Below are 17,181 nucleotides of genomic sequence, written 5' to 3'. Positions count from 1 at the left end.
GAATGTACCGTTATGTCAATAAAAAAGCGGCGCGCTACCGAGTAGCGCGCCGCTTTTTTGGCTGTTGGCCAGCAGGCGTTTAAATACTTTAGCCGCTACCAGCCGCCCTGACTTTCCAGCAAGCTCAGCGTGTTGTTGTTGATCGGCAGTTTGAAGTCGGCGGTGGCCAGTACCATGGCGTCGCCGGCGCGAACGACCCGGGTGCTCACATAGATATAGTTCTGCGCCTGAGCGTAAGTGCCCATCAGAATCGAGCGGGCGTTGCTCTGGGCGCCCAAGCGCTGTACCTGGCGTGACAGGATCAGCTCGCCGACGTTCTCTTCGACGAACATGCTGTCGCGCATCTTTACTTCGCGCACCTGCATGCCCTGCTGGGCCAGTGCCGAGGCCATGATCTCCGAGCTGATGCGCCCAAACGTGGAGGACTGGGTCAGGTTGTCGATGCTGACGAACGTGGCCGCGATCATCGGGCTGTAGCGGGTCATGTCCGGGTTGCTGGCGACCATGCGCGCCGCCGCCTCGTGGGCCAGTTCCGAAAGGTCCGGCTCCGGCGAGGCGGGCGTGGGTCCGCGCTGGTTCATTCCCGCGCACCCGGCTAGTAACAGCACGCAGGCGACAAGTAGGGCGTGGCGCAGATGTAGTAGCAGCGAAGTCGGAATACGTGTGGGCATGGCCTTACCAGGTATCGGTGAGCGGAATGGCGGGGTCCGGGTAGTGCACCCGTTGCGGCGCGTACTGACGCCGGTCGCCCTCGTTGATGTAGTAGATGTTCGATGACGAGTAGAGAATGCGGTCGCCATCGATGACCTGCGTGGTAATGATGATCTCTTCGTTGCCGGTGTATGTCCAGCTACCGCTAAAGACGTCCGCGGCGATGCCTGCAGGAATCAGCCCCAGCGCCGGCTCGGCCCAGTGATTGATGGGAATGGTCGCCACGGCGATTCCCGCGGTCAGCGCGGTAAATGCGCCGGTCGGCGGACGAATGAAGCCTCGGTCGCGGTGCTCGACGATTTCTACTTCCACGATTACGTCGACGCTGTTGCCCCCGGCGGCGGTGGTAACGTTGGCGCCGCGGGTCACCAGCTCGCTGGTCAAGAAGGTGCGAAAGCCGCGATCGAACTCGCCGCCGCTATAAGGCACGTAGCCATCCGGGTGCGGATTTTTGATGTGCAGGTCGCGAAAGCGCACTCGCTCGCGCTGGAGAATCTGGCTGGCCTCGTGACGGGCGAGGATCTCCCAGTGGTGGGCGGCCTGCATGCGCTGCTGCTCCGAGTAGGGATAGGTCGTCGCAATCGGTGCCTGTGAGGTGTTGGCATAAAAACAGCCGCTCAATGCAAGACTCAAAAGCCCTACGCCTAGTGCGCCTGCCACGCGCGTCGTTCCAGCTAAAAGACGGGTATACAACGGCTAGTTCCTTCTCTTCGCAAAAGGGGTTTTTGATAAACTGGCTTGCATACGAGTACTTATCGGCCAATCGCTCGAACACTTGAATGAGTAATCACGCCCATGCTTGAAGATCACCGCGGCGGCTCGCGCCACGACACGCTTTTGTCCGCGTATCCGACGGAAGACGGCAACAGCGGCTGGATGATCAGCTATCTCGACATCATGACGCTGCTGGTCGCGCTGTTCGTCGTCATCATTGCGGCGGCCAACATACGCCCGGGCTTCTCAAGCGATGAGCCGCTCGATCTTTCCAGTTTCGACGGCCCCATCGTGCTGGAATCAATCCTCGACGTGCCGCTGCCCGCACCGCTCACCCGTGCCGCCACTGAGCTTCCCATCCAGAACCCTGACGAGTTGAGCCCGAGGGCGATCAGCGCCGCGCTGGGCGTGGCGGGGCTGCCGGGTAGCCGGATCGCGCCGCCAGCCCCGGCCATTGTGCCGCCGCCGGCACTTTTGGCCCACACGCCCGCGCCGGTGGAGCTTGAGGAAGTGCCCGAGGCGCCTGCCTTCGAGTGGCTGCTGCCCGCGCCGCTGTTTGCCGAGCGCGCAAGCCAGACGCTTCGCCCTTCGGGGGCGGCGCCGCTTGCCGACTACATGGTGATTTTGACCGACGAGCCGCCGGTCAACGCGGTGCCCATCAGCGAAGAGGCGGTGCGCGGCGCCGTGAGTGTGGCGGAGCGTTTGAATGAATCGCTTTACTTGCCTAGCCTGGAGGGGGTAGAAGTTGCGCGTGTGGCCGAAGGCATCAGCCTACGCGTGCAGGATCGGCTGCTGTTTCCTTCCGCCACGGCGGAGCTGACCGATGACGGCACCTCGCTGGTGGGGAGCCTTTTGGAAACCATTCAGCGCTTCGATGGTGAGGTGTCGGTCGAGGGCCACTCGGATAGCCAGTCGATCAATACGCCGGAGTACTCTTCGAACTGGGCGCTTTCAAGCGCCCGGGCGATCGCCATCGTCGAGGCGCTGCAGGCGGCCGGCGTCGATGCGTCGCGGCTGCGCGCGGTTGGGCTCGCCGCTACGCGCCCACTAGCGGATAACTCGACTGCCGAGGGTCGCGCGCGCAACCGCCGCGTCGAGGTCGTCATTCATGTCGAATAGAGAGCGGGTGTTAACGAAATTACGGCCAAAAAAAGACCCGCCGGGGGTGGGCGGGTCAGCTAGGGCTTGGCTCGGTGTAGTCTGCTGGTGTCAGGTGAGGGGTGTACAAGGCCACCAGCAGGTACAATTTTAGTATAGACATTTTCACGCTTCTGCCAAGGATTTTTTCAAAATTTTTTATACGTTGAGTTAAGGCTTGTCCAACTTCGCGTTTTCCTGCCTTTCGGCCCGCTCAAAACCGCGCTTTTTCTGCACCAAAATAGAGCTTAAAGCGTGCGCTCTTCTAGTGCCTTCTGCCATCCTGTGGTTCACCTGCTCGACAATGTACTGATAAAAAAAGCGTTTCAGCGAGTGGCACGCAATCTGCTTGGATGAGAGATATGCCAATGAGCCGCGATCGATCAGGGCTCATTCCAAGCCATCGCCTCGTTGGCTTGCGCGCCGTTCAACCCAAAGCAGGTAGTGCCATGACGGAACATGCCTCTTCGAGTAAGCCAACGCCCCCCCGTGAAGCGTCAACCGCAGATACTCCGGCGCTGGACCCCGCTTTCGAGCCGCGCTTGGTGGTCACCGACCTGGACGGCTCGTTGCTCGATCACGACAGTTACGATTTCTCCCCTGCCCGCGCCATGCTCGCAAGGCTTCGTGTGCTCGGCGTGCCGGTCATCCCCGTGACCAGTAAAACCCGCGCCGAGCTCGTCGCGCTTCGCCAAGCGCTGGATCTCACCGCGACACCCTTTGTCGCCGAAAATGGCGCGGTCATTGGGTTACCGCCGGGCTGGTGCCACCCGAGCCTGGATCGCCCCGGTAATGCCCGCGACAGCCTCGTCATCAAACATACCGGCGTGGATAGCCGCTTCATTCGCGCGCGCTTGAGCGTGTGGCGCGAGCGCTTGGGCATTCGCTTTACCCGAATGGGGGAGATGTCCATCGAGGAGCTGATGGCGCTAACCGGGCTCGATGAGCCACGCGCACTCGCCGCGCGCCAGCGCGAAGGCAGCGAGCCGCTTATGTGGGAGGACAACGATATCGCCCTCGACGCCTTTCGTTTAGCGCTGGAAAGCGACGGGCTCACGTTGACCCAGGGCGGGCGGTTTTATCACGTGATGGGTGCGTCTTCGAACAAGGGCAGCGCCGTAAAATGGCTGATTAAGCGCTTTAGTGCCCTAAGAGGCAGCCGCCCGCTGACGCTGGGGCTGGGCGACGGCCCAAACGATATTGCAATGCTCGAAGCGGTGGATCAGGCGGTAGTCATCAAGGGCCGCCACGATTTGGCGGTCGAGCCCCAAAGCGCCGCGCTTTATCGCACCAATGCTTTTGGGCCCGCCGGTTGGGTTGAAGGCCTTGCGCACTGGTGGGGGGCCGAGAATGTGCGGCCAGGCGTTGAAACCGACACGCCCTGACCGAACGCAGACAAACGAACACCCAGGCGCTACGCCAGAGAGGGCATATGAGCGATTTTCATCAAAACGGTTTGATCACGGATTTTCATAACCTGACCCGCCGCCCCGTCGAGGAGCTGGAGGCGGATCTTTGCCGGTTTGCCGAGAGCCGCCCCATGGGGCTGATTCTGCCGTCGCTGTTTTCTGAGCTCGAGGGCCCGGCGCTGTCGGCGATCATCGATGAGCTCAAGGACGTCCCCTATTTGGGCGAAATCGTGATCGGCCTCGACCGCGCCGACCGCGATCAGTTTCTCTTCGCTCGCGAGTTCTTTTCGCGCCTGCCTCAGCATACCCGCATTCTCTGGAACGACGGCCCGCGCTTGACCGCGCTGCACGATGAGCTCGAAGCCCACGGCCTGGGGGCGGTGGAGCCGGGTAAGGGGCGCAACGTCTGGTACTGTTCGGGTTACCTGCTGGCCTCGAACCGCTCGAAAGTAATCGGACTACACGACTGCGATATTTTGACCTACGACCGCGGGCTTTTGGCGCGCCTTATGTACCCGCTGGCCCATCCGCGCTTTAACTACAGCTTCTGCAAGGGCTACTACCCGCGTATTGCCGAGGGCAAGCTCAACGGGCGTGTCTCCCGGCTGATGGTAACGCCGCTTTTGCGCGCGCTGAAAACCGTCTGCGGTCCGCTGCCGTATCTGGATTATTTGGACAGCTTCCGCTACCCGCTTTCCGGCGAGTTCGCCATGCGCAGCGAAGTGCTCGAAGGCATTCGCATTCCGGCGGATTGGGGTCTTGAAATCGGCGTGCTGTCAGAGCTTCAGCGCAACTACTCGATGCGCCAGATCTGCCAGGTCGATATCGCCGACACCTACGATCACAAGCACCAGCCGGTCAGCGAAGAGGACGCAAGCGGGGGGCTCAACCGCATGAGCCTCGACATCGCCAAGGCGCTTTATCGCAAGCTCGCCACCCAAGGCGTGAGTTTCAGCAGCGAGGATTTTCGCACGTTGAAGGCGACCTATTACCGTTTGGCGCTGGATTTGATCGAAGCCTACGACCACGACGCCACCATGAACGGGCTGAGTCTGGATCGCCATAGCGAAGAGCAGGCCGTCGAGCTTTTCGCCAGCAACCTGCTGGAAGCGGGCAACCTGTTTCTTGATAACCCGCGCGAGCGCCCCTTCATCCCCAGCTGGAACCGCGTGCAGGCCGCCATTCCCGACCTGCTCCCGCGCATGCGCGAGGCGGTGGAGCTGGATAATCAGGGCGATGTCTAGTCACTCGCGCGGCGCAAGAACAAAAGCGCCCGCGCCGTGAAACGGCGCGGGCGCTTTTTCATCATGATACGGTGCGCGCCTAAAAGTCCTGCGAATGTGTCAAGCGGGGCGCGCCACCAACAGGAGAAGATAGCACCGGTGTCGCCGTGGGCGGGATACGGAAGTTGGCGACCCGATCGCGCAAGCGCGTACTCAGCTCGGCGAGCGTCTGAGTGGCGTGGTTACTCTGCTGCACCAGGCCGGCGTTTTGCTGGGTCATCTGGTCCATCTGGGTCACCGCCTCGTTGACCTGCTCGATTCCGCTGCTCTGTTCACGCGTGGCCGCGGAGATCTCCTCCACTAGCGTACTGAGCTGCTCGATATCGTCGACAACGCTATTGATGATATCGCCGGTGCTGCGTACCTGAGTGCTGCCTTCTGCAACCTTCACGCCGGAGGTATCGATCAATTTCTTGATCTCCTGGGCCGCCGCGGCGGAGCGGCTGGCCAGTTGACGCACCTCGTTGGCCACCACGGCAAAGCCGCGGCCCTGCTCGCCGGCGCGCGCTGCCTCGACCGAGGCGTTGAGCGCCAAGATATTGGTTTGAAAGGCGATACCGTCGATGGTGTTAACGATACTGCTCATCTGTGCGGCACTCTCGTGGATGCTGCTCATGGTGCTGACCACGGTGGTCATGGCGTCACTACCGCGTCGCGCGTTATCGGCGGTGGACGAGGCCAGCTGGCGGGCATGATCGGCGTGCTCGGCGTTTTGTTTAACCGTGGCCGTTAGCTCCTCCATGCTCGAGGCGGTTTCGGCCAGCGAAGCCGCCTGCTGTTCGGTACGCGTCGAGAGCTCCTCGTTGACGCCAACAATCTCCTCGACGCCGCTGTTCACCTGATCGGCGCTTTGGTGAATGCCGCCGATCGTCTCGGCCAGATTCGTACGCATGCGGTCGATGTTATAAAGAAGGCTCATTTGGTCGGCCCGACCCAGTGTCGTTTCTCGAGTGAGATCGCCCTGGGCGATGTGACTGACTACCCCGGCGGCGTAGCGGGGGTCTCCACCCAGACGACGGCCGACGTCGCGAATGACCCAGCCCATCAGCAGCGTGACGGGGATGCCGATGATCAGAAGCGCCACGAGCGAGCGAATCAAACTCGAAATGAAGGTCGCGTTGATGTCGTCGACATATACCCCGGCGCCGTAAGCCCAGCCCCAGTCGGCCAAATAACCGAAATAGCTGATCTTGGGAAACTGCTTGTCGCCGGCATCGATGCGACGTGAGTAGTAATCGACGTAACCACCGCCACCCTTGGCAGCTTCGAGCAGGGCGCTATAAAGGTGCATGCCTTTACCGTCCTGAAAGCCGCTCATGTCATCGCCTCGTTCGCGTCGTGGGTGATAGACGATATCGAGCTGATCGTCGAAGGCGAAAATATACTCGCCTTCACCAAATTGAGCGTTGGCAATGCTCTCGATGGCGCGCTGCTGGGCTTGCTCGAGCGTAAGCTCCCCGCTGCGGGCGCGCGCCTGAAGCGATTCCAGCTGCGTGCCAAGGCTCTCCACCACCTGCTTGATACTGTTGCGCCGTTCCTGCTCGATGGTTTGACGGGTTTCCAGGCCCAGCCAGCCTACCAGGATCAACATGGCTAGGCATATCACCGCAAGAATGCCCCAAAGGCGTTGGTTCGTCGTTAGTCGTGTCATGATCTTACCGGTGTGGCCTCGTAGAAGTAGGGAAACGCGGTTGTTTATATCGGCTGGATTGAAGAGCGCATTAATAAAAAAACCGCTCGTAGACAAGCGGTTCAACAGGATTCGTTTGAGTCGTATCAGGCTTTTAAAGCACTATCGCTATTTAGAAGGAAGGGGCGTCGCCGGATGGCTCGGGCAGTTGGGCCGCGGTAGTAGGAGCAATGCGGAAGTTAGCGACCGCCTCGCGCAGCTGATGGCTGAGCTCGGAAAGCTTTTGAGCGGTGTGATTGCTTTGTTGGACCAGTCCGGCGTTTTGCTGGGTCATCTGATCCATTTGGGTTACAGCGTCGTTAACCTGCTCGATTCCGCTACTCTGCTCGATGGTGGCGGCGGCAATTTCCTTGACGAGCGTGCTGAGCTCGCGAATGTCGCCGACCACGCTATCGATGACTTCGCCGGTAGTGCGCACCTGCTGGCTACCGTTGGAGACTTTCGCGCCTGAGTCCTCGATTAGCTGTTTGATCTCCTGGGCCGCCGCGGCGGAGCGGCTGGCCAATTGGCGTACTTCGCTTGCGACCACGGCAAAGCCGCGGCCCTGCTCGCCAGCGCGCGCCGCCTCGACGGAGGCGTTAAGCGCCAGAATATTGGTCTGAAAGGCGATGGTGTCGATGGTATTGACGATGCTGCTCATCTGGTTCGAGCTTTCGCTGATGGCCTCCATCGTGCTCACCACACTCAGCATGGCGCTGCTGCCGCGCTGGGCGTTTTCCGCGGTCGAGGAGGCGAGCTTGCGCGCGTGATCGGCGTGCTCGGCGTTTTGTTTCACCGTGGCGGTCAGCTCCTCCATGCTGGAGGCGGTTTCGGCAAGTGAGGCCGCTTGCTGCTCGGTGCGCGTGGAGAGCTCTTCGTTGACGCCGGCGATCTGCACGACGCTGCCGTTGACCTCATCGGCGCCCTGATGAATCTCGCCGATGGTGTTGGCCAGGCTTTCTCGCATACGGTTGATGTCGAACAACAGGCTCTGCTGATCCCTACGGGTGAGCCGTGTGCTGACGGTCAGGTCACCATCGGCGATGTGGCGCACGACGTCGGCGGCGTAGCGCGGATCTCCGCCCAGGCGTTTGGCAATATCGCGAATCACCCAGCCCATGAGTAGCGTCATGGGCAGCCCCAGTAGCAGCAGTGCCAGCGCGGCCTTGATCAGGCTATCGATAAACGCCGCGTTGATGTCATCGATATAGACACCGGTGGCGATGCCCCAGCCCCATTCGGGTACGTAGGCTACGTAGCTCATCTTGGGAATCTGCTCGTCTTCACCGAGGCGGGTAGTGGCGTAGTAAACGTGCCCGCCGCCGTTCTGGGCGGCCTCGAGCAGATCCGCGTAGAGCCGCACGCCGTTGGCATCTTCGTAGCCGCTCATATCGGTGCCGCTGTCCCGCGTCGGATGTGAAATGACGCGAAGCTGATCGTCGAAGGCGAACAGGTATTCGCCGTCGTTGTAACGGAGACTCGAGATGAGCTCGACGGCGCGTCGCTGCGCCTCTTGCTGATCGAATTCGCCCTGGCTTGCCCTCGCCTGTAGCGCTTGTACCTGGCTTTGGACGCCGGTCACGATATATCGGATGCTGGCCTGGCGTTCGTCGGTGAGCGTCTGGCGGTTATCCCAGGCCAGCCACCCCACGAGCAGCAGCATCGATACCCAAATCACCGCCAGCGTGCCCCAAAGCTTTTGTGTCGTTGTTAAACGCTTCATGGAAGATCCTTTTATTGTTGATGTGTCTTTTATCGACCTCCTTGAGGGGCGCATTAGAAGCGAGAGGGCACTCTTTAGTCGTAGAGGAATCGGTTTTGGGGCGTCTCAAAGAGCACCGCGGCGGCTTAGGGCGCCTCACCGCCCATCAGCTCGATCAGGCGCTGCTCGCTCGGCAAGCCTTCGATACGGTCCAGGCGCGTGTGGCCGTCCTCGGTTTCGCGCTGAAAGGCGGTGGTGGGAGTGGCGACCAGGCCTAACCCTTCAAAGAGCTGGTTGTTGGCGTAGACCTGCTCCTCGATCTCGATGTCTTGGGCGCTGGGTTCTAGCGGTTCGCCTTCGCTGTGGGCCGTCAGTGCGGCGGTCGGGTCGTCGGCGGCCAAAATCGTCGCGGCGAGCGCCGGGCTCGTGGGCGTCAGAATGCCGACCATAATATGGCGAATCTGCACCTGGCCGGCCTCGACCCAGGGGCGCGTTTGGCGCCAGAGCCGCTTGCAGTAGGTGCAGTTGGCGTCGGTGAACATGTAGAGTGTGCGCGGGGCGTCTACGTCACCGTCCTGAATCCAGTGGCTCTCTTCCAGGCGCTGCCAGGTCTGCGCCTCCAGCGGCACCCGCACCGCGGCCTCGAGCTGCGCCTCGGTCAGGTTCTCGCCGTTTTGATCGAAAAGCGTGCCGATCACGGCGTGCTCGCCGTCCGGCGTCAGGTAGACGATCATCTCCTGGCCTTGGCGGCTCGCGCCAAAGCCCGTTAGCCCGCCGGGCGCATCGATGCGCTCGTGAATGGCGATGCCTTGAGCCTTGAGCGCCTCGATGGGCGCGGGCAGCGGCTCGGCGCCGACGGGTGCTGCGAGAACGGCAAGCGTTAGCGCGGCTAATGAGACGGTCTTGCAGAAAGTCGCCATGGTGAGTCTCTTGTCTGAGTGGAAAAGCGGAAGGATTGGCGGCCTTATTCGCCCTCGCTCACTAGCCAACGAACGGCGTAGGGCGGCAGGGCGTTTTCCGGCGTCCAGGGCGTGGCATCGGCCAGTAAGCGCCAGCGGTGCGCGGCGAGCGTCTTCGTTAGCTCCGCGCCGGCCTCGCAAAGCGGGGCGGGCCGGTCGGTCACGTTGAACAGCGCTAGCAGCTTGCGGCCATCCTCGAGCGGGCCGCGCGTGATCGCCAGCAGGTTGTCAGAGGTGGCCAGTACCTGCTGTGTCGCTACCGGGTGAAAGCAGGGCTCGGCGCGGCGCTGGCGCAAAAAGTCACGTAACGCGAAGAATATATCATGGGTCGGCGTGGTCGGGCTTTCGAGCAGCAGATCGAGCTCGTCCAGCGCCCAGCGGTGGCGGTTGATCGAGCGTAGTCGCCCGCTGCGCTCGACGCCTTCGTGATCGTTGAGCGAGCCGGTCAGCGTATGGATATAGAGCGCGGGAATACCTTTGAGCGTGAGCATGATCGCTTGGCTGCAAAGAAAGCGAGCGATCTGCCAGGGGTCCGGCCCGCGGCGGGTGCCGCTCATCGCCTCGAACCAGGTGATGTTGATTTCATAAGCGGTGTCGGTGCCGTCCGGGTTGCTGCGCATGCTGACGAAGCCGCCGAAGCGGTGCATTAGCTCCAATAGCGCATCGCGCTCGTGATCCGGCAGTAGGCCTTCCAGCGGGCGCACGCCGATGCCGTCGTGGCTGGCGGTGAAGTTCAGGTAGGTGCAGTTATCGGGCAGCGGCGGCAGACTCGCAAGCCAGGCCTGCAAGGTCGCGGTTTCGCCGCGAGTCAGGGTGTGAAGCAGCAGCGGCGGCAGGGCGAACTGGTAGACCATGTGCGCCTCGTCTGCGGCGCTTGCGCGCTCCGGGGCATTGGGCGCCAGCCGGTCGAGGCCGAAGTAGCTAATGTTCTCCGCGTGGGGCACGTTGGTTTCGGTAATGAGCAGCGTTCCCGGAGAGATTTCGTCGGCGATCGCGCGCAAAAGCCGCACTACGGTATGGGTTTCGGGCAGATGAATACAGTTCGTGCCCAAGCGCTTCCACAAAAAGGCCACCGCGTCGAGGCGGATAATGCGGATACCTTGCAGCAGGTAGAACAGTAGAATGCCGACGAATTCAAGCAGTACGTCCGGGTTCTCGAAGTTGAGATCGATCTGGTCGTCGGAGAACGTGGCCCACAGGTGGCGCGTGCCGCGGCGGGTGGCCACCGGCACGAGCAGCGGACTGCTGCGCGGGCGGGTTACTTGGGAGACATCGGTGTCCGGGTCGACCTCGATGAAGAAATCGCGCCCGGGGAGGCTGCCGGTCAGGTAGTCGACGAACCAGAGCGACTCGCGGGAAACGTGGTTGAGCACTAGATCACCCATCAGGTCGAAGTGGCTAGCAAGCTCGCGAATGTGCGACCAGTCGCCAAGCGCCGGGTTGACCTCACGATAGTGGATGACCGAAAAGCCGTCGTCGCTGCTCCAGGGGAAGAACGGCAGCACGTGTACGCCGCTGATGCAGTCGCCAAGCCGCGCGCGCAGAAAATCGCTCAGCACGGTCAGCGGCGCCGTATCGCCTTGGACGATCGAGTCGCCATAGCTGATCACCCACTGATCCTTTTCGCTCCAAAGTGGTGCGCCAGCGGGCGTGCTGGCCACGCAAGCGACCGGCGTGCCGTCCTGGCTTTCGCCGCGCTCACGCGCGCTTTGATAGTATTCCAGGTGCTGTTTGATTCGCCGCGTGACTTCGCCGGCGCGCTGGCCGTAAAGGTGGGTCAGGTAGCGGTGAAGTGTCTGTTCGAAAAGCGTCATGGCGCCTCCTTACGGGTAAACTGTCACAAACGCTGCAGCTTGTGTGCCAAATCGTTACAATGCTAGGTTATGCCCGCACCCGTCGGCGCGGCTTTACGGCGCCCCTGATTAAAAAAGCGCGTTAGGCAGCGCGCTTTTTTAATCAGATGTCGGTCGATGTATCGGTTTCGATACGTTGGCTTTGATCGATACTCTTTGAATACTAGCGACTGCTTTAACCATAGCTGCTGCTTCGACCGCTGCTTCAACCATAGGTGAACGGCCATGCATTGCCCTTTTTGTGGTGCTCACGATACGCGGGTGTCCGATTCGCGCCTGGTGGCCGACGGTGATCAGGTGCGCCGGCGTCGTCAGTGCGCCAGCTGCCAGGAGCGCTTTACGACCTACGAAACCGCCGAGCTGATCATGCCGCGGGTGGTGAAATCCGACGGCTCGCGGGAAAGCTTCGACGAAGTCAAGCTGCGCGCTGGTATGCTGCGCGCGCTCGAGAAACGCCCGGTCAGCGCCGAGGCGATCGAAGCGGCGGTCGAGCGTATTCGCCAGCAGCTGCGCGCCCGGGGCGATCGCGAAGTCAACGCCCGCGATATTGGCGAGGCGGTCATGAACGCGCTCAGCGGACTCGACCAGGTGGCCTATATTCGTTTCGCCTCGGTCTATCGCAAGTTTCAGGATCTCGACGAGTTTCGCGCCGAGATCGATCGCTTGGCGCCTCAGGGCGCCAAGGGCGAATCCGGCAAGCCCCGCGAGGAGAGCTGATGGACGCGCCGTTTTCCAACGCTGACCACGTGCACATGGCCCGCGCCATTGCACTGGCCAAAAAGGGGCTTTACACCACCGACCCCAACCCGCGGGTTGGCTGTGTGATCGTTCAAAGCGATGACGAACAGGGCCGCGTCGTCGGTGAAGGCTTTCACGAGCGCGCCGGCGAACCCCACGCCGAGGTGCACGCGCTCAACGCCGCCGGCGACAACGCCCGCGGCGCGACGGCTTTCGTGACGCTTGAGCCCTGTTCGCATACCGGGCGGACCGGGCCCTGCGCCGAGGCGCTGGTCGATGCCGACGTGGCGCGCGTGGTGGTCGCCATGGTCGATCCCAATCCTAGAGTGGCCGGGCGCGGTATCGAGCGCTTGAAAGCGGCGGGCATTCGGGTCGAGATTGGGCTTTTGGAGGCGGACGCCCGCGCGCTCAACCCAGGGTTCGTCTCGCGCATGGAGCGCGGCACGCCCTTCGTGCGCCTGAAAATGGCAATGAGCCTGGACGGGCGCACCGCCATGGGCTCTGGTGAATCGCAGTGGATCACCGGGCCCGAGGCGCGGCGCCAGGTGCAGCGGCTGCGCGCACGCTCAAGCGCCATTTTGAGCGGCGTCGAGTCGATCATTCTGGACGATGCTCGCCTGACGGTTCGCGCCGAGCAGCTGGGCTTGGAAAACGCCGAGACGGTCGTGGCCCGCCAGCCGCTTCGCGTGATCATGGACTCCACGCTTCGCCTGCCGCTGGCCGCGGCCTGCCTGCAGGAGCTGGGCCAGACGCTGGTGATCACCACCGAGGCGCACTCCGATGAGAAGCGCCAGAAACTCGAGGCGGCGGGGGCGCGTATTCACGTCATGCCCGCCGTGAAGGCGGGGCGGGTGTCGCTTTCCGATATGCTCGGCTTTTTATCGAGCGAGTATGATGTCAACGAAGTGCTGGTCGAAACCGGCGCGACCCTGGCCGGGGCCCTGCTCGACGCAGCGCTCATCGACGAGCTGCAGCTATTTGTCGCGCCGACGCTTTTAGGAGGAGAGGCGCGGCCGCTTTTCGCTCTTCAGGGCTTGAGCGAAATGGCGGACCAAAAGCGCCTCGATATTCAGGATATTCGCGCGGTCGGCAGTGATTGGCGCATCATCGCCACGCCCCGCGCGGTGGCGTCTTAAACGCGTATTTTTAGAGATCGTTACATGCGCAGGCCAAGGCCCCCGCGCGCTAAATCTGGCGCGCCGGGGCCAGCCACGGTAACCTGCGCGCAACATCGCACGACGGTGCGGCTACTTTACGGGAGTTTCCATGGTGCAACCCTCTTTTGATGGTTTGTCCCCGATCAGCGAGCTGGTCGAGGATATCCGCCAGGGTAAGATGGTGATCCTCATGGATGATGAGGATCGCGAAAACGAAGGCGATATCATCATGGCGGCAGAGAAGGTTCAGGCCGAGCACATCAACTTCATGGCGCGTCACGCCTGCGGGTTGATCTGCATGCCGATGACGCGTGAGCGCTGCGAGCGGCTGAACCTGCCGCTGATGGTGGGTAACAACGGCTCCGGGTTTGGCACCAAGTTCACGCTCTCGATCGAGGCGCGCGAAGGGGTCACCACCGGTATCTCCGCCGCCGACCGCGCGCGCACCGTGCAGGCTGCCGCCGCGCCCAACGCCCGCGCGGCGGATATCGTTCAGCCCGGCCACATCTTTCCGCTGATGGCCGAGCCCGGCGGCGTGCTGCGCCGGGCGGGTCACACCGAAGCCGCCTGCGATCTGGCCGCGCTCGCCGGGTGCGACCCGAGCGGAGTGATCTGCGAGATCATGAACGACGATGGCAGCATGGCGCGCCGCCCGGAACTCGAGGTGTTCGCCAAGGCTCACGGGATCAAAATGGGCACCATCGCCGAGCTCATTCACTACCGCATGGTCAACGAGCAGACCGTCGATCTGGTCGAAACCACTCAAGTGGCGACCGCTCACGGCCCGCTGGCGCTGCACGTGTTTCGCGACCGGTTGCAGGGCGGCCACCACCTGGCGCTGGTGAAGGGGCGCCCATCCCCGGAAACCACGACGACGGTGCGCGTTCACCTGGAAGATACGCTTCGCGACGTGCTGGGGCTCAAGCACGAGGCCTCTTCGCGCTGGCACGCCCACCGGGCGCTCGAGGAGATCGCGGCGGCCGAGGCCGGCGTGCTGGTGCTGATCGACGAGGGCCACCCGGCCCAGGGTTTGAAAGATCAACTGGATGTCTTTTTGGGTCGCGTGCAGCCGCCGCGCACCAGCGACTCCGACGGCTCCGGCAACTATTTGACCATAGGCACCGGGTCGCAGATTCTGCGCCATCTGGGCGTCGGCAAAATGCGCCTTTTGAGCTCGCCGTGGAAGTTTTCAGCGCTGTCGGGGTTCGACCTGGAAGTGGTCGAGCTGGTGAGCCCCGACAGCAGCACCGATTCAGCGTCCGAGTGAGACGTCCTGATACGCTTATTGAGTAGGATGAAAGAAGATGCAATCCCTTATGCAAGTTGAAGGCAGCTTCGTCGATGTCGACGGGCGCTACGTAATCGTCGTTGGGCGGTTCAACCATCACGTGGTCGACAGCCTCGTCGAAGGCGCGGTCGATAGCCTGACGCGTCACGGTGTCGATGCCGACAATATCCATATCGTCCACGTGCCCGGCGCTTGGGAGCTTCCGCTGGCGGTCAAGCGCGTGCTCAAGACCATGAAGCCCGAGGCGGTCATCGCGCTGGGCGCGGTGATTCGTGGCGGCACGCCGCACTTCGAGTACGTGGCTGGCGGCTGCAATACGGCCATCAACCACCTGCAGCTCGAATTCGATACGCCGGTAGCCAACGGAGTATTGACCGTGGAGTCCATAGAGCAGGCGATCGAGCGCGCCGGTACAAAGGCGGGCAATAAGGGCACCGAAGCCGCGATGGCCGCCATGGAAATGGTCTCGCTCTTGCGTGCTCTGCCCGGAGACGACTCATGAGCGAGCGTCCGGAGCGTAAGCAAAGCGCCGCCCAACAGGCCCGTCGCGCCGCGCGCGAACTGGCCGTTCAAGCGCTTTATCAATGGGACATGACCGGCAAGTCCGCCACCACCGTCGAGGCGGAGTTTAGAAGCCAGCTCGCCGACGACGACCTGGAAGACCACGAAAACTGGGTCAAAGTGATGGAGATCGCCGACAAGGCGCTGTTCCATACGCTATTGCACGAAACCGTGCGCCACAAGTCCGAGCTCGACCGCGAAATCGCCCCGCTCTTGGACCGCCGGTTGGAAGATCTCGACACGGTGGAACTGGCCATTCTGCGCCTGGGCGCGTATGAGCTCGCCAAGCGCCCGGAAGTGCCTTACCGCGTGGCGATCAACGAAGGCGTGGAGCTTGCCAAGTCCTTCGGCGCGACCGACGGCCACAAGTACGTCAACGGCATCCTCGATAAGCTGGCTAATCGCTTACGCAGTGCCGAGGTCAGCGCTCGCCGCCTGTAAGGCGCAGCGCTTGAATTGCGTTAAGGGGCCATTGTGTTTGGCGAATTCGAACTCATTGAACGGTTTCTAAAGCCTGCGCCCGCCGCGCTCGATCGCGGCGTGGCGCTGGGCGGCGGCGACGATGCGGCGCTCTTGGTCCCGCAGGCGGGCTTTGAACTCACGGTAAGTGTGGACACCTCGAACGCGGACGTTCATTTCCCGTCCGAGGCTCCCGCAAGGGCCATCGGCCATCGCGCGCTAGCGGTGGCCTTGAGCGATTTGGCCGCGATGGGCGCGCGTTCTCGCTGGTGCTTGATGGCGTTGACTCACCCAAGCGATGCGTTTGAAGACGAAGCCGCCGCCGCGCGCTGGTTTGAGGACTTTGGCGGCGGCTTTCACGCGCTTTGCGAGCGCCACCAGACGGCGCTGGCGGGCGGGGACGTGACCCGCGGGCCGCTTGGCATCAGTGTGACCGTGATGGGCGAGGTGCCCAAAGGCCAGGCGCTCACCCGCGCCGGCGCCCGCCCGGGTGACCTGATCGCCGTGACCGGGGCGCTTGGCGGCGGTGCCGGGGGGCTTACGCTTTGGCAGCGCGGTGAGCGCGACCTGGCGCACCCGCTGCTAACGCGCTACCTGCTGCCCGAGCCCCGGCTCGAGGCGGGTGTTGCGCTGCGCGGCATCGCAAGTGCGGCGCTGGATATTTCCGATGGGCTGCTGGCGGATCTCGGCCATTTGCGCCAGGCATCGAACGTTGGCGCCGAACTCGATATTGGTGCGCTGCCCGCAGCCCAAGGCCTGATCGAGGCGCTTGGCGAGTATGATGCGCAGGCCGCCATGCTTGGCGGCGGCGACGACTACGAGCTTCTGGTGACGCTGGCGCCCGGTGAGCTTGAAAAGGCGCGGCAGGCGCTGGTGGAGTTGGGAATTGCGCTGACCGTGATCGGGCGCTGCTGCCAGGCGCCGGGTGTTCACGGCGTGCCGGCTGAGGCGGCCCAGGGCTGGCAGCATTTTCACCGGGGGCAGTCATGATCAAGGCTCCGTCGAGCGTCTGGCGACGCCCCACGCACTTTTTCGCCTTCGGCCTTGGCAGCGGCATGGTGCCCTGGGCGCCGGGTACCTTCGGCACGCTGGCGGCCATTCCGTTTTACTGGATCATGGCGGATCTGCCGCTGGGCTGGTATCTGAGCATAGTGCTGGTCGCCTTCATCGTGGGCGTCTGGCTGTGCGACAAGACCTCTCACGATCTGGGCGTTCACGACCACTCCGGCATCGTCTGGGACGAGTTCGTCGGCTACTGGATCACCATGGCGGCGGTGCCGTTCTCCTGGGAGGCGGCGCTTTGGGGGTTCATCGTGTTTCGTATCTTCGATGTCTTCAAACCCTGGCCGATCCGCTGGGCCGACCGGCGCGTCGCCGGCGGCTTTGGCATCATGATCGACGACGTCATGGCCGGCATTTACGCTTGGAGCACCATGCACCTGTGGTTCTGGCTGCACTAGTCCAAGCCTTGGTCTTTCACATCGATGTCATGGGGCGGTATTACGCTTTTAAGCGTCGCGTTCAGGGTGATGCGTTTGGCC

The 17,181-nt window shown here is 62.6% G+C and carries 16 protein-coding genes; 10 read left to right on the top strand and 6 right to left on the bottom strand.

Annotated features, from left to right (window positions below; genetic code table 11):
- Nucleotides 1-95: 95 nt before the first annotated feature.
- Nucleotides 96-671 (bottom strand): FlgO family outer membrane protein, encoded by a 576-nt coding sequence (locus ACGLWX_RS03195; RefSeq protein ID WP_396237261.1) that lies wholly within the window; start codon nucleotides 669-671, stop codon nucleotides 96-98.
- 4 nt (nucleotides 672-675) lie between these two features.
- On the bottom strand, nucleotides 676-1,371 hold the full coding sequence (locus tag ACGLWX_RS03190; protein ID WP_396237260.1) for a hypothetical protein: 696 nt from the start codon (nucleotides 1,369-1,371) through the stop codon (nucleotides 676-678).
- 135 nt (nucleotides 1,372-1,506) lie between these two features.
- On the opposite strand from ACGLWX_RS03190, the gene ACGLWX_RS03185 reads away from it, so the two are divergent.
- The 3 genes from ACGLWX_RS03185 to ACGLWX_RS03175 all read left to right on the top strand — a co-directional run bounded on the left by ACGLWX_RS03185 (nucleotide 1,507) and on the right by ACGLWX_RS03175 (nucleotide 5,215).
- The gene (locus ACGLWX_RS03185; RefSeq protein WP_396237258.1) at nucleotides 1,507-2,544 is read left to right on the top strand and encodes an OmpA family protein; all 1,038 of its coding nucleotides are present in this window, start codon (nucleotides 1,507-1,509) and stop codon (nucleotides 2,542-2,544) included.
- A gap of 467 nt (nucleotides 2,545-3,011) precedes the next feature.
- Nucleotides 3,012-3,947, top strand: a complete 936-nt coding sequence (locus tag ACGLWX_RS03180; protein ID WP_396237256.1) for an HAD-IIB family hydrolase — start codon at nucleotides 3,012-3,014, stop codon at nucleotides 3,945-3,947.
- 47 nt (nucleotides 3,948-3,994) lie between these two features.
- The gene (locus ACGLWX_RS03175) at nucleotides 3,995-5,215 is read left to right on the top strand and encodes a glycosyl transferase (protein ID WP_396237254.1); all 1,221 of its coding nucleotides are present in this window, start codon (nucleotides 3,995-3,997) and stop codon (nucleotides 5,213-5,215) included.
- 79 nt (nucleotides 5,216-5,294) lie between these two features.
- On the opposite strand, the gene ACGLWX_RS03170 is transcribed toward ACGLWX_RS03175, so the two are convergent.
- The 4 genes from ACGLWX_RS03170 to ACGLWX_RS03155 all read right to left on the bottom strand — a co-directional run bounded on the left by ACGLWX_RS03170 (nucleotide 5,295) and on the right by ACGLWX_RS03155 (nucleotide 11,398).
- A complete protein-coding gene (locus ACGLWX_RS03170) occupies nucleotides 5,295-6,905 on the bottom strand; it encodes a methyl-accepting chemotaxis protein (protein ID WP_396237252.1) in 1,611 nt (536 codons plus the stop codon).
- Between the two features lie 151 nt (nucleotides 6,906-7,056).
- Complete coding sequence (locus ACGLWX_RS03165; RefSeq protein WP_396237250.1) at nucleotides 7,057-8,646, bottom strand: methyl-accepting chemotaxis protein; 1,590 nt, start codon at nucleotides 8,644-8,646, stop codon at nucleotides 7,057-7,059.
- A 125-nt stretch (nucleotides 8,647-8,771) separates the two neighbouring features.
- Entirely contained in the window at nucleotides 8,772-9,545 is a 774-nt protein-coding gene (gene dsbG / locus ACGLWX_RS03160; RefSeq protein ID WP_396237248.1) for a thiol:disulfide interchange protein DsbG, read from the bottom strand.
- A 44-nt stretch (nucleotides 9,546-9,589) separates the two neighbouring features.
- Nucleotides 9,590-11,398 carry a sugar phosphorylase gene (locus tag ACGLWX_RS03155; protein WP_396237246.1) on the bottom strand — a complete coding sequence of 603 codons (1,809 nt, stop codon included), beginning with the start codon at nucleotides 11,396-11,398 and terminating at the stop codon, nucleotides 9,590-9,592.
- Nucleotides 11,399-11,662: 264 nt separating this feature from the next.
- Between ACGLWX_RS03155 and nrdR the strand changes: the two genes are divergently transcribed.
- The 7 genes from nrdR (at nucleotide 11,663) to ACGLWX_RS03120 (ending at nucleotide 17,100) form a co-directional block, all read left to right on the top strand.
- Complete coding sequence (gene nrdR, locus ACGLWX_RS03150) at nucleotides 11,663-12,154, top strand: transcriptional regulator NrdR (RefSeq protein WP_252107313.1); 492 nt, start codon at nucleotides 11,663-11,665, stop codon at nucleotides 12,152-12,154.
- Nucleotides 12,154-13,311, top strand: coding sequence for a bifunctional diaminohydroxyphosphoribosylaminopyrimidine deaminase/5-amino-6-(5-phosphoribosylamino)uracil reductase RibD (gene ribD, locus ACGLWX_RS03145; RefSeq protein ID WP_396237244.1), 1,158 nt, complete (start codon nucleotides 12,154-12,156; stop codon nucleotides 13,309-13,311). Before nrdR ends, ribD begins: the two co-directional genes overlap by 1 nt.
- A gap of 130 nt (nucleotides 13,312-13,441) precedes the next feature.
- Nucleotides 13,442-14,599 carry a bifunctional 3,4-dihydroxy-2-butanone-4-phosphate synthase/GTP cyclohydrolase II gene (gene ribBA / locus ACGLWX_RS03140; protein WP_396237242.1) on the top strand — a complete coding sequence of 386 codons (1,158 nt, stop codon included), beginning with the start codon at nucleotides 13,442-13,444 and terminating at the stop codon, nucleotides 14,597-14,599.
- Nucleotides 14,600-14,636: 37 nt separating this feature from the next.
- A complete protein-coding gene (ribE, locus tag ACGLWX_RS03135) occupies nucleotides 14,637-15,122 on the top strand; it encodes a 6,7-dimethyl-8-ribityllumazine synthase (RefSeq protein ID WP_252107316.1) in 486 nt (161 codons plus the stop codon).
- On the top strand, nucleotides 15,119-15,622 hold the full coding sequence (gene nusB / locus ACGLWX_RS03130; protein ID WP_252107317.1) for a transcription antitermination factor NusB: 504 nt from the start codon (nucleotides 15,119-15,121) through the stop codon (nucleotides 15,620-15,622). The genes ribE and nusB overlap by 4 nt, the downstream gene beginning before the upstream one ends.
- A 33-nt stretch (nucleotides 15,623-15,655) precedes the next feature.
- Nucleotides 15,656-16,630 carry a thiamine-phosphate kinase gene (thiL, locus tag ACGLWX_RS03125; RefSeq protein ID WP_396237240.1) on the top strand — a complete coding sequence of 325 codons (975 nt, stop codon included), beginning with the start codon at nucleotides 15,656-15,658 and terminating at the stop codon, nucleotides 16,628-16,630.
- A complete protein-coding gene (locus tag ACGLWX_RS03120) occupies nucleotides 16,627-17,100 on the top strand; it encodes a phosphatidylglycerophosphatase A (RefSeq protein WP_252107319.1) in 474 nt (157 codons plus the stop codon). The genes thiL and ACGLWX_RS03120 overlap by 4 nt, the downstream gene beginning before the upstream one ends.
- Nucleotides 17,101-17,181 lie beyond the last annotated feature (81 nt).

Origin of the sequence: Halomonas sp. HMF6819 (assembly GCF_044335525.1) — a bacterium.
GTDB lineage: Bacteria > Pseudomonadota > Gammaproteobacteria > Pseudomonadales > Halomonadaceae > Vreelandella.
Note: the sequence above shows the minus strand (reverse complement) of the source record. Positions and strands in the feature narration are given on the sequence as shown.

Excerpts from the sequence above, each read along its gene's own strand:
- ACGLWX_RS03185 (WP_396237258.1), top strand. The coding sequence starts at position 1,507 with ATGCTTGAAGATCACCGCGGCGGCTCGCGCCACGACACGCTTTTGTCC.
- ACGLWX_RS03120 (WP_252107319.1), top strand. The coding sequence starts at position 16,627 with ATGATCAAGGCTCCGTCGAGCGTCTGGCGACGCCCCACGCACTTTTTC.
- dsbG (WP_396237248.1), bottom strand. The coding sequence starts at position 9,545 with ATGGCGACTTTCTGCAAGACCGTCTCATTAGCCGCGCTAACGCTTGCC.
- nusB (WP_252107317.1), top strand. The coding sequence starts at position 15,119 with ATGAGCGAGCGTCCGGAGCGTAAGCAAAGCGCCGCCCAACAGGCCCGT.
- ribD (WP_396237244.1), top strand. The coding sequence starts at position 12,154 with ATGGACGCGCCGTTTTCCAACGCTGACCACGTGCACATGGCCCGCGCC.
- nrdR (WP_252107313.1), top strand. The coding sequence starts at position 11,663 with ATGCATTGCCCTTTTTGTGGTGCTCACGATACGCGGGTGTCCGATTCG.
- ACGLWX_RS03165 (WP_396237250.1), bottom strand. The coding sequence starts at position 8,646 with ATGAAGCGTTTAACAACGACACAAAAGCTTTGGGGCACGCTGGCGGTG.
- ACGLWX_RS03195 (WP_396237261.1), bottom strand. The coding sequence starts at position 671 with ATGCCCACACGTATTCCGACTTCGCTGCTACTACATCTGCGCCACGCC.
- ACGLWX_RS03170 (WP_396237252.1), bottom strand. The coding sequence starts at position 6,905 with ATGACACGACTAACGACGAACCAACGCCTTTGGGGCATTCTTGCGGTG.
- ACGLWX_RS03175 (WP_396237254.1), top strand. The coding sequence starts at position 3,995 with ATGAGCGATTTTCATCAAAACGGTTTGATCACGGATTTTCATAACCTG.
- ACGLWX_RS03180 (WP_396237256.1), top strand. The coding sequence starts at position 3,012 with ATGACGGAACATGCCTCTTCGAGTAAGCCAACGCCCCCCCGTGAAGCG.
- ribE (WP_252107316.1), top strand. The coding sequence starts at position 14,637 with ATGCAATCCCTTATGCAAGTTGAAGGCAGCTTCGTCGATGTCGACGGG.
- ACGLWX_RS03155 (WP_396237246.1), bottom strand. The coding sequence starts at position 11,398 with ATGACGCTTTTCGAACAGACACTTCACCGCTACCTGACCCACCTTTAC.
- ribBA (WP_396237242.1), top strand. The coding sequence starts at position 13,442 with ATGGTGCAACCCTCTTTTGATGGTTTGTCCCCGATCAGCGAGCTGGTC.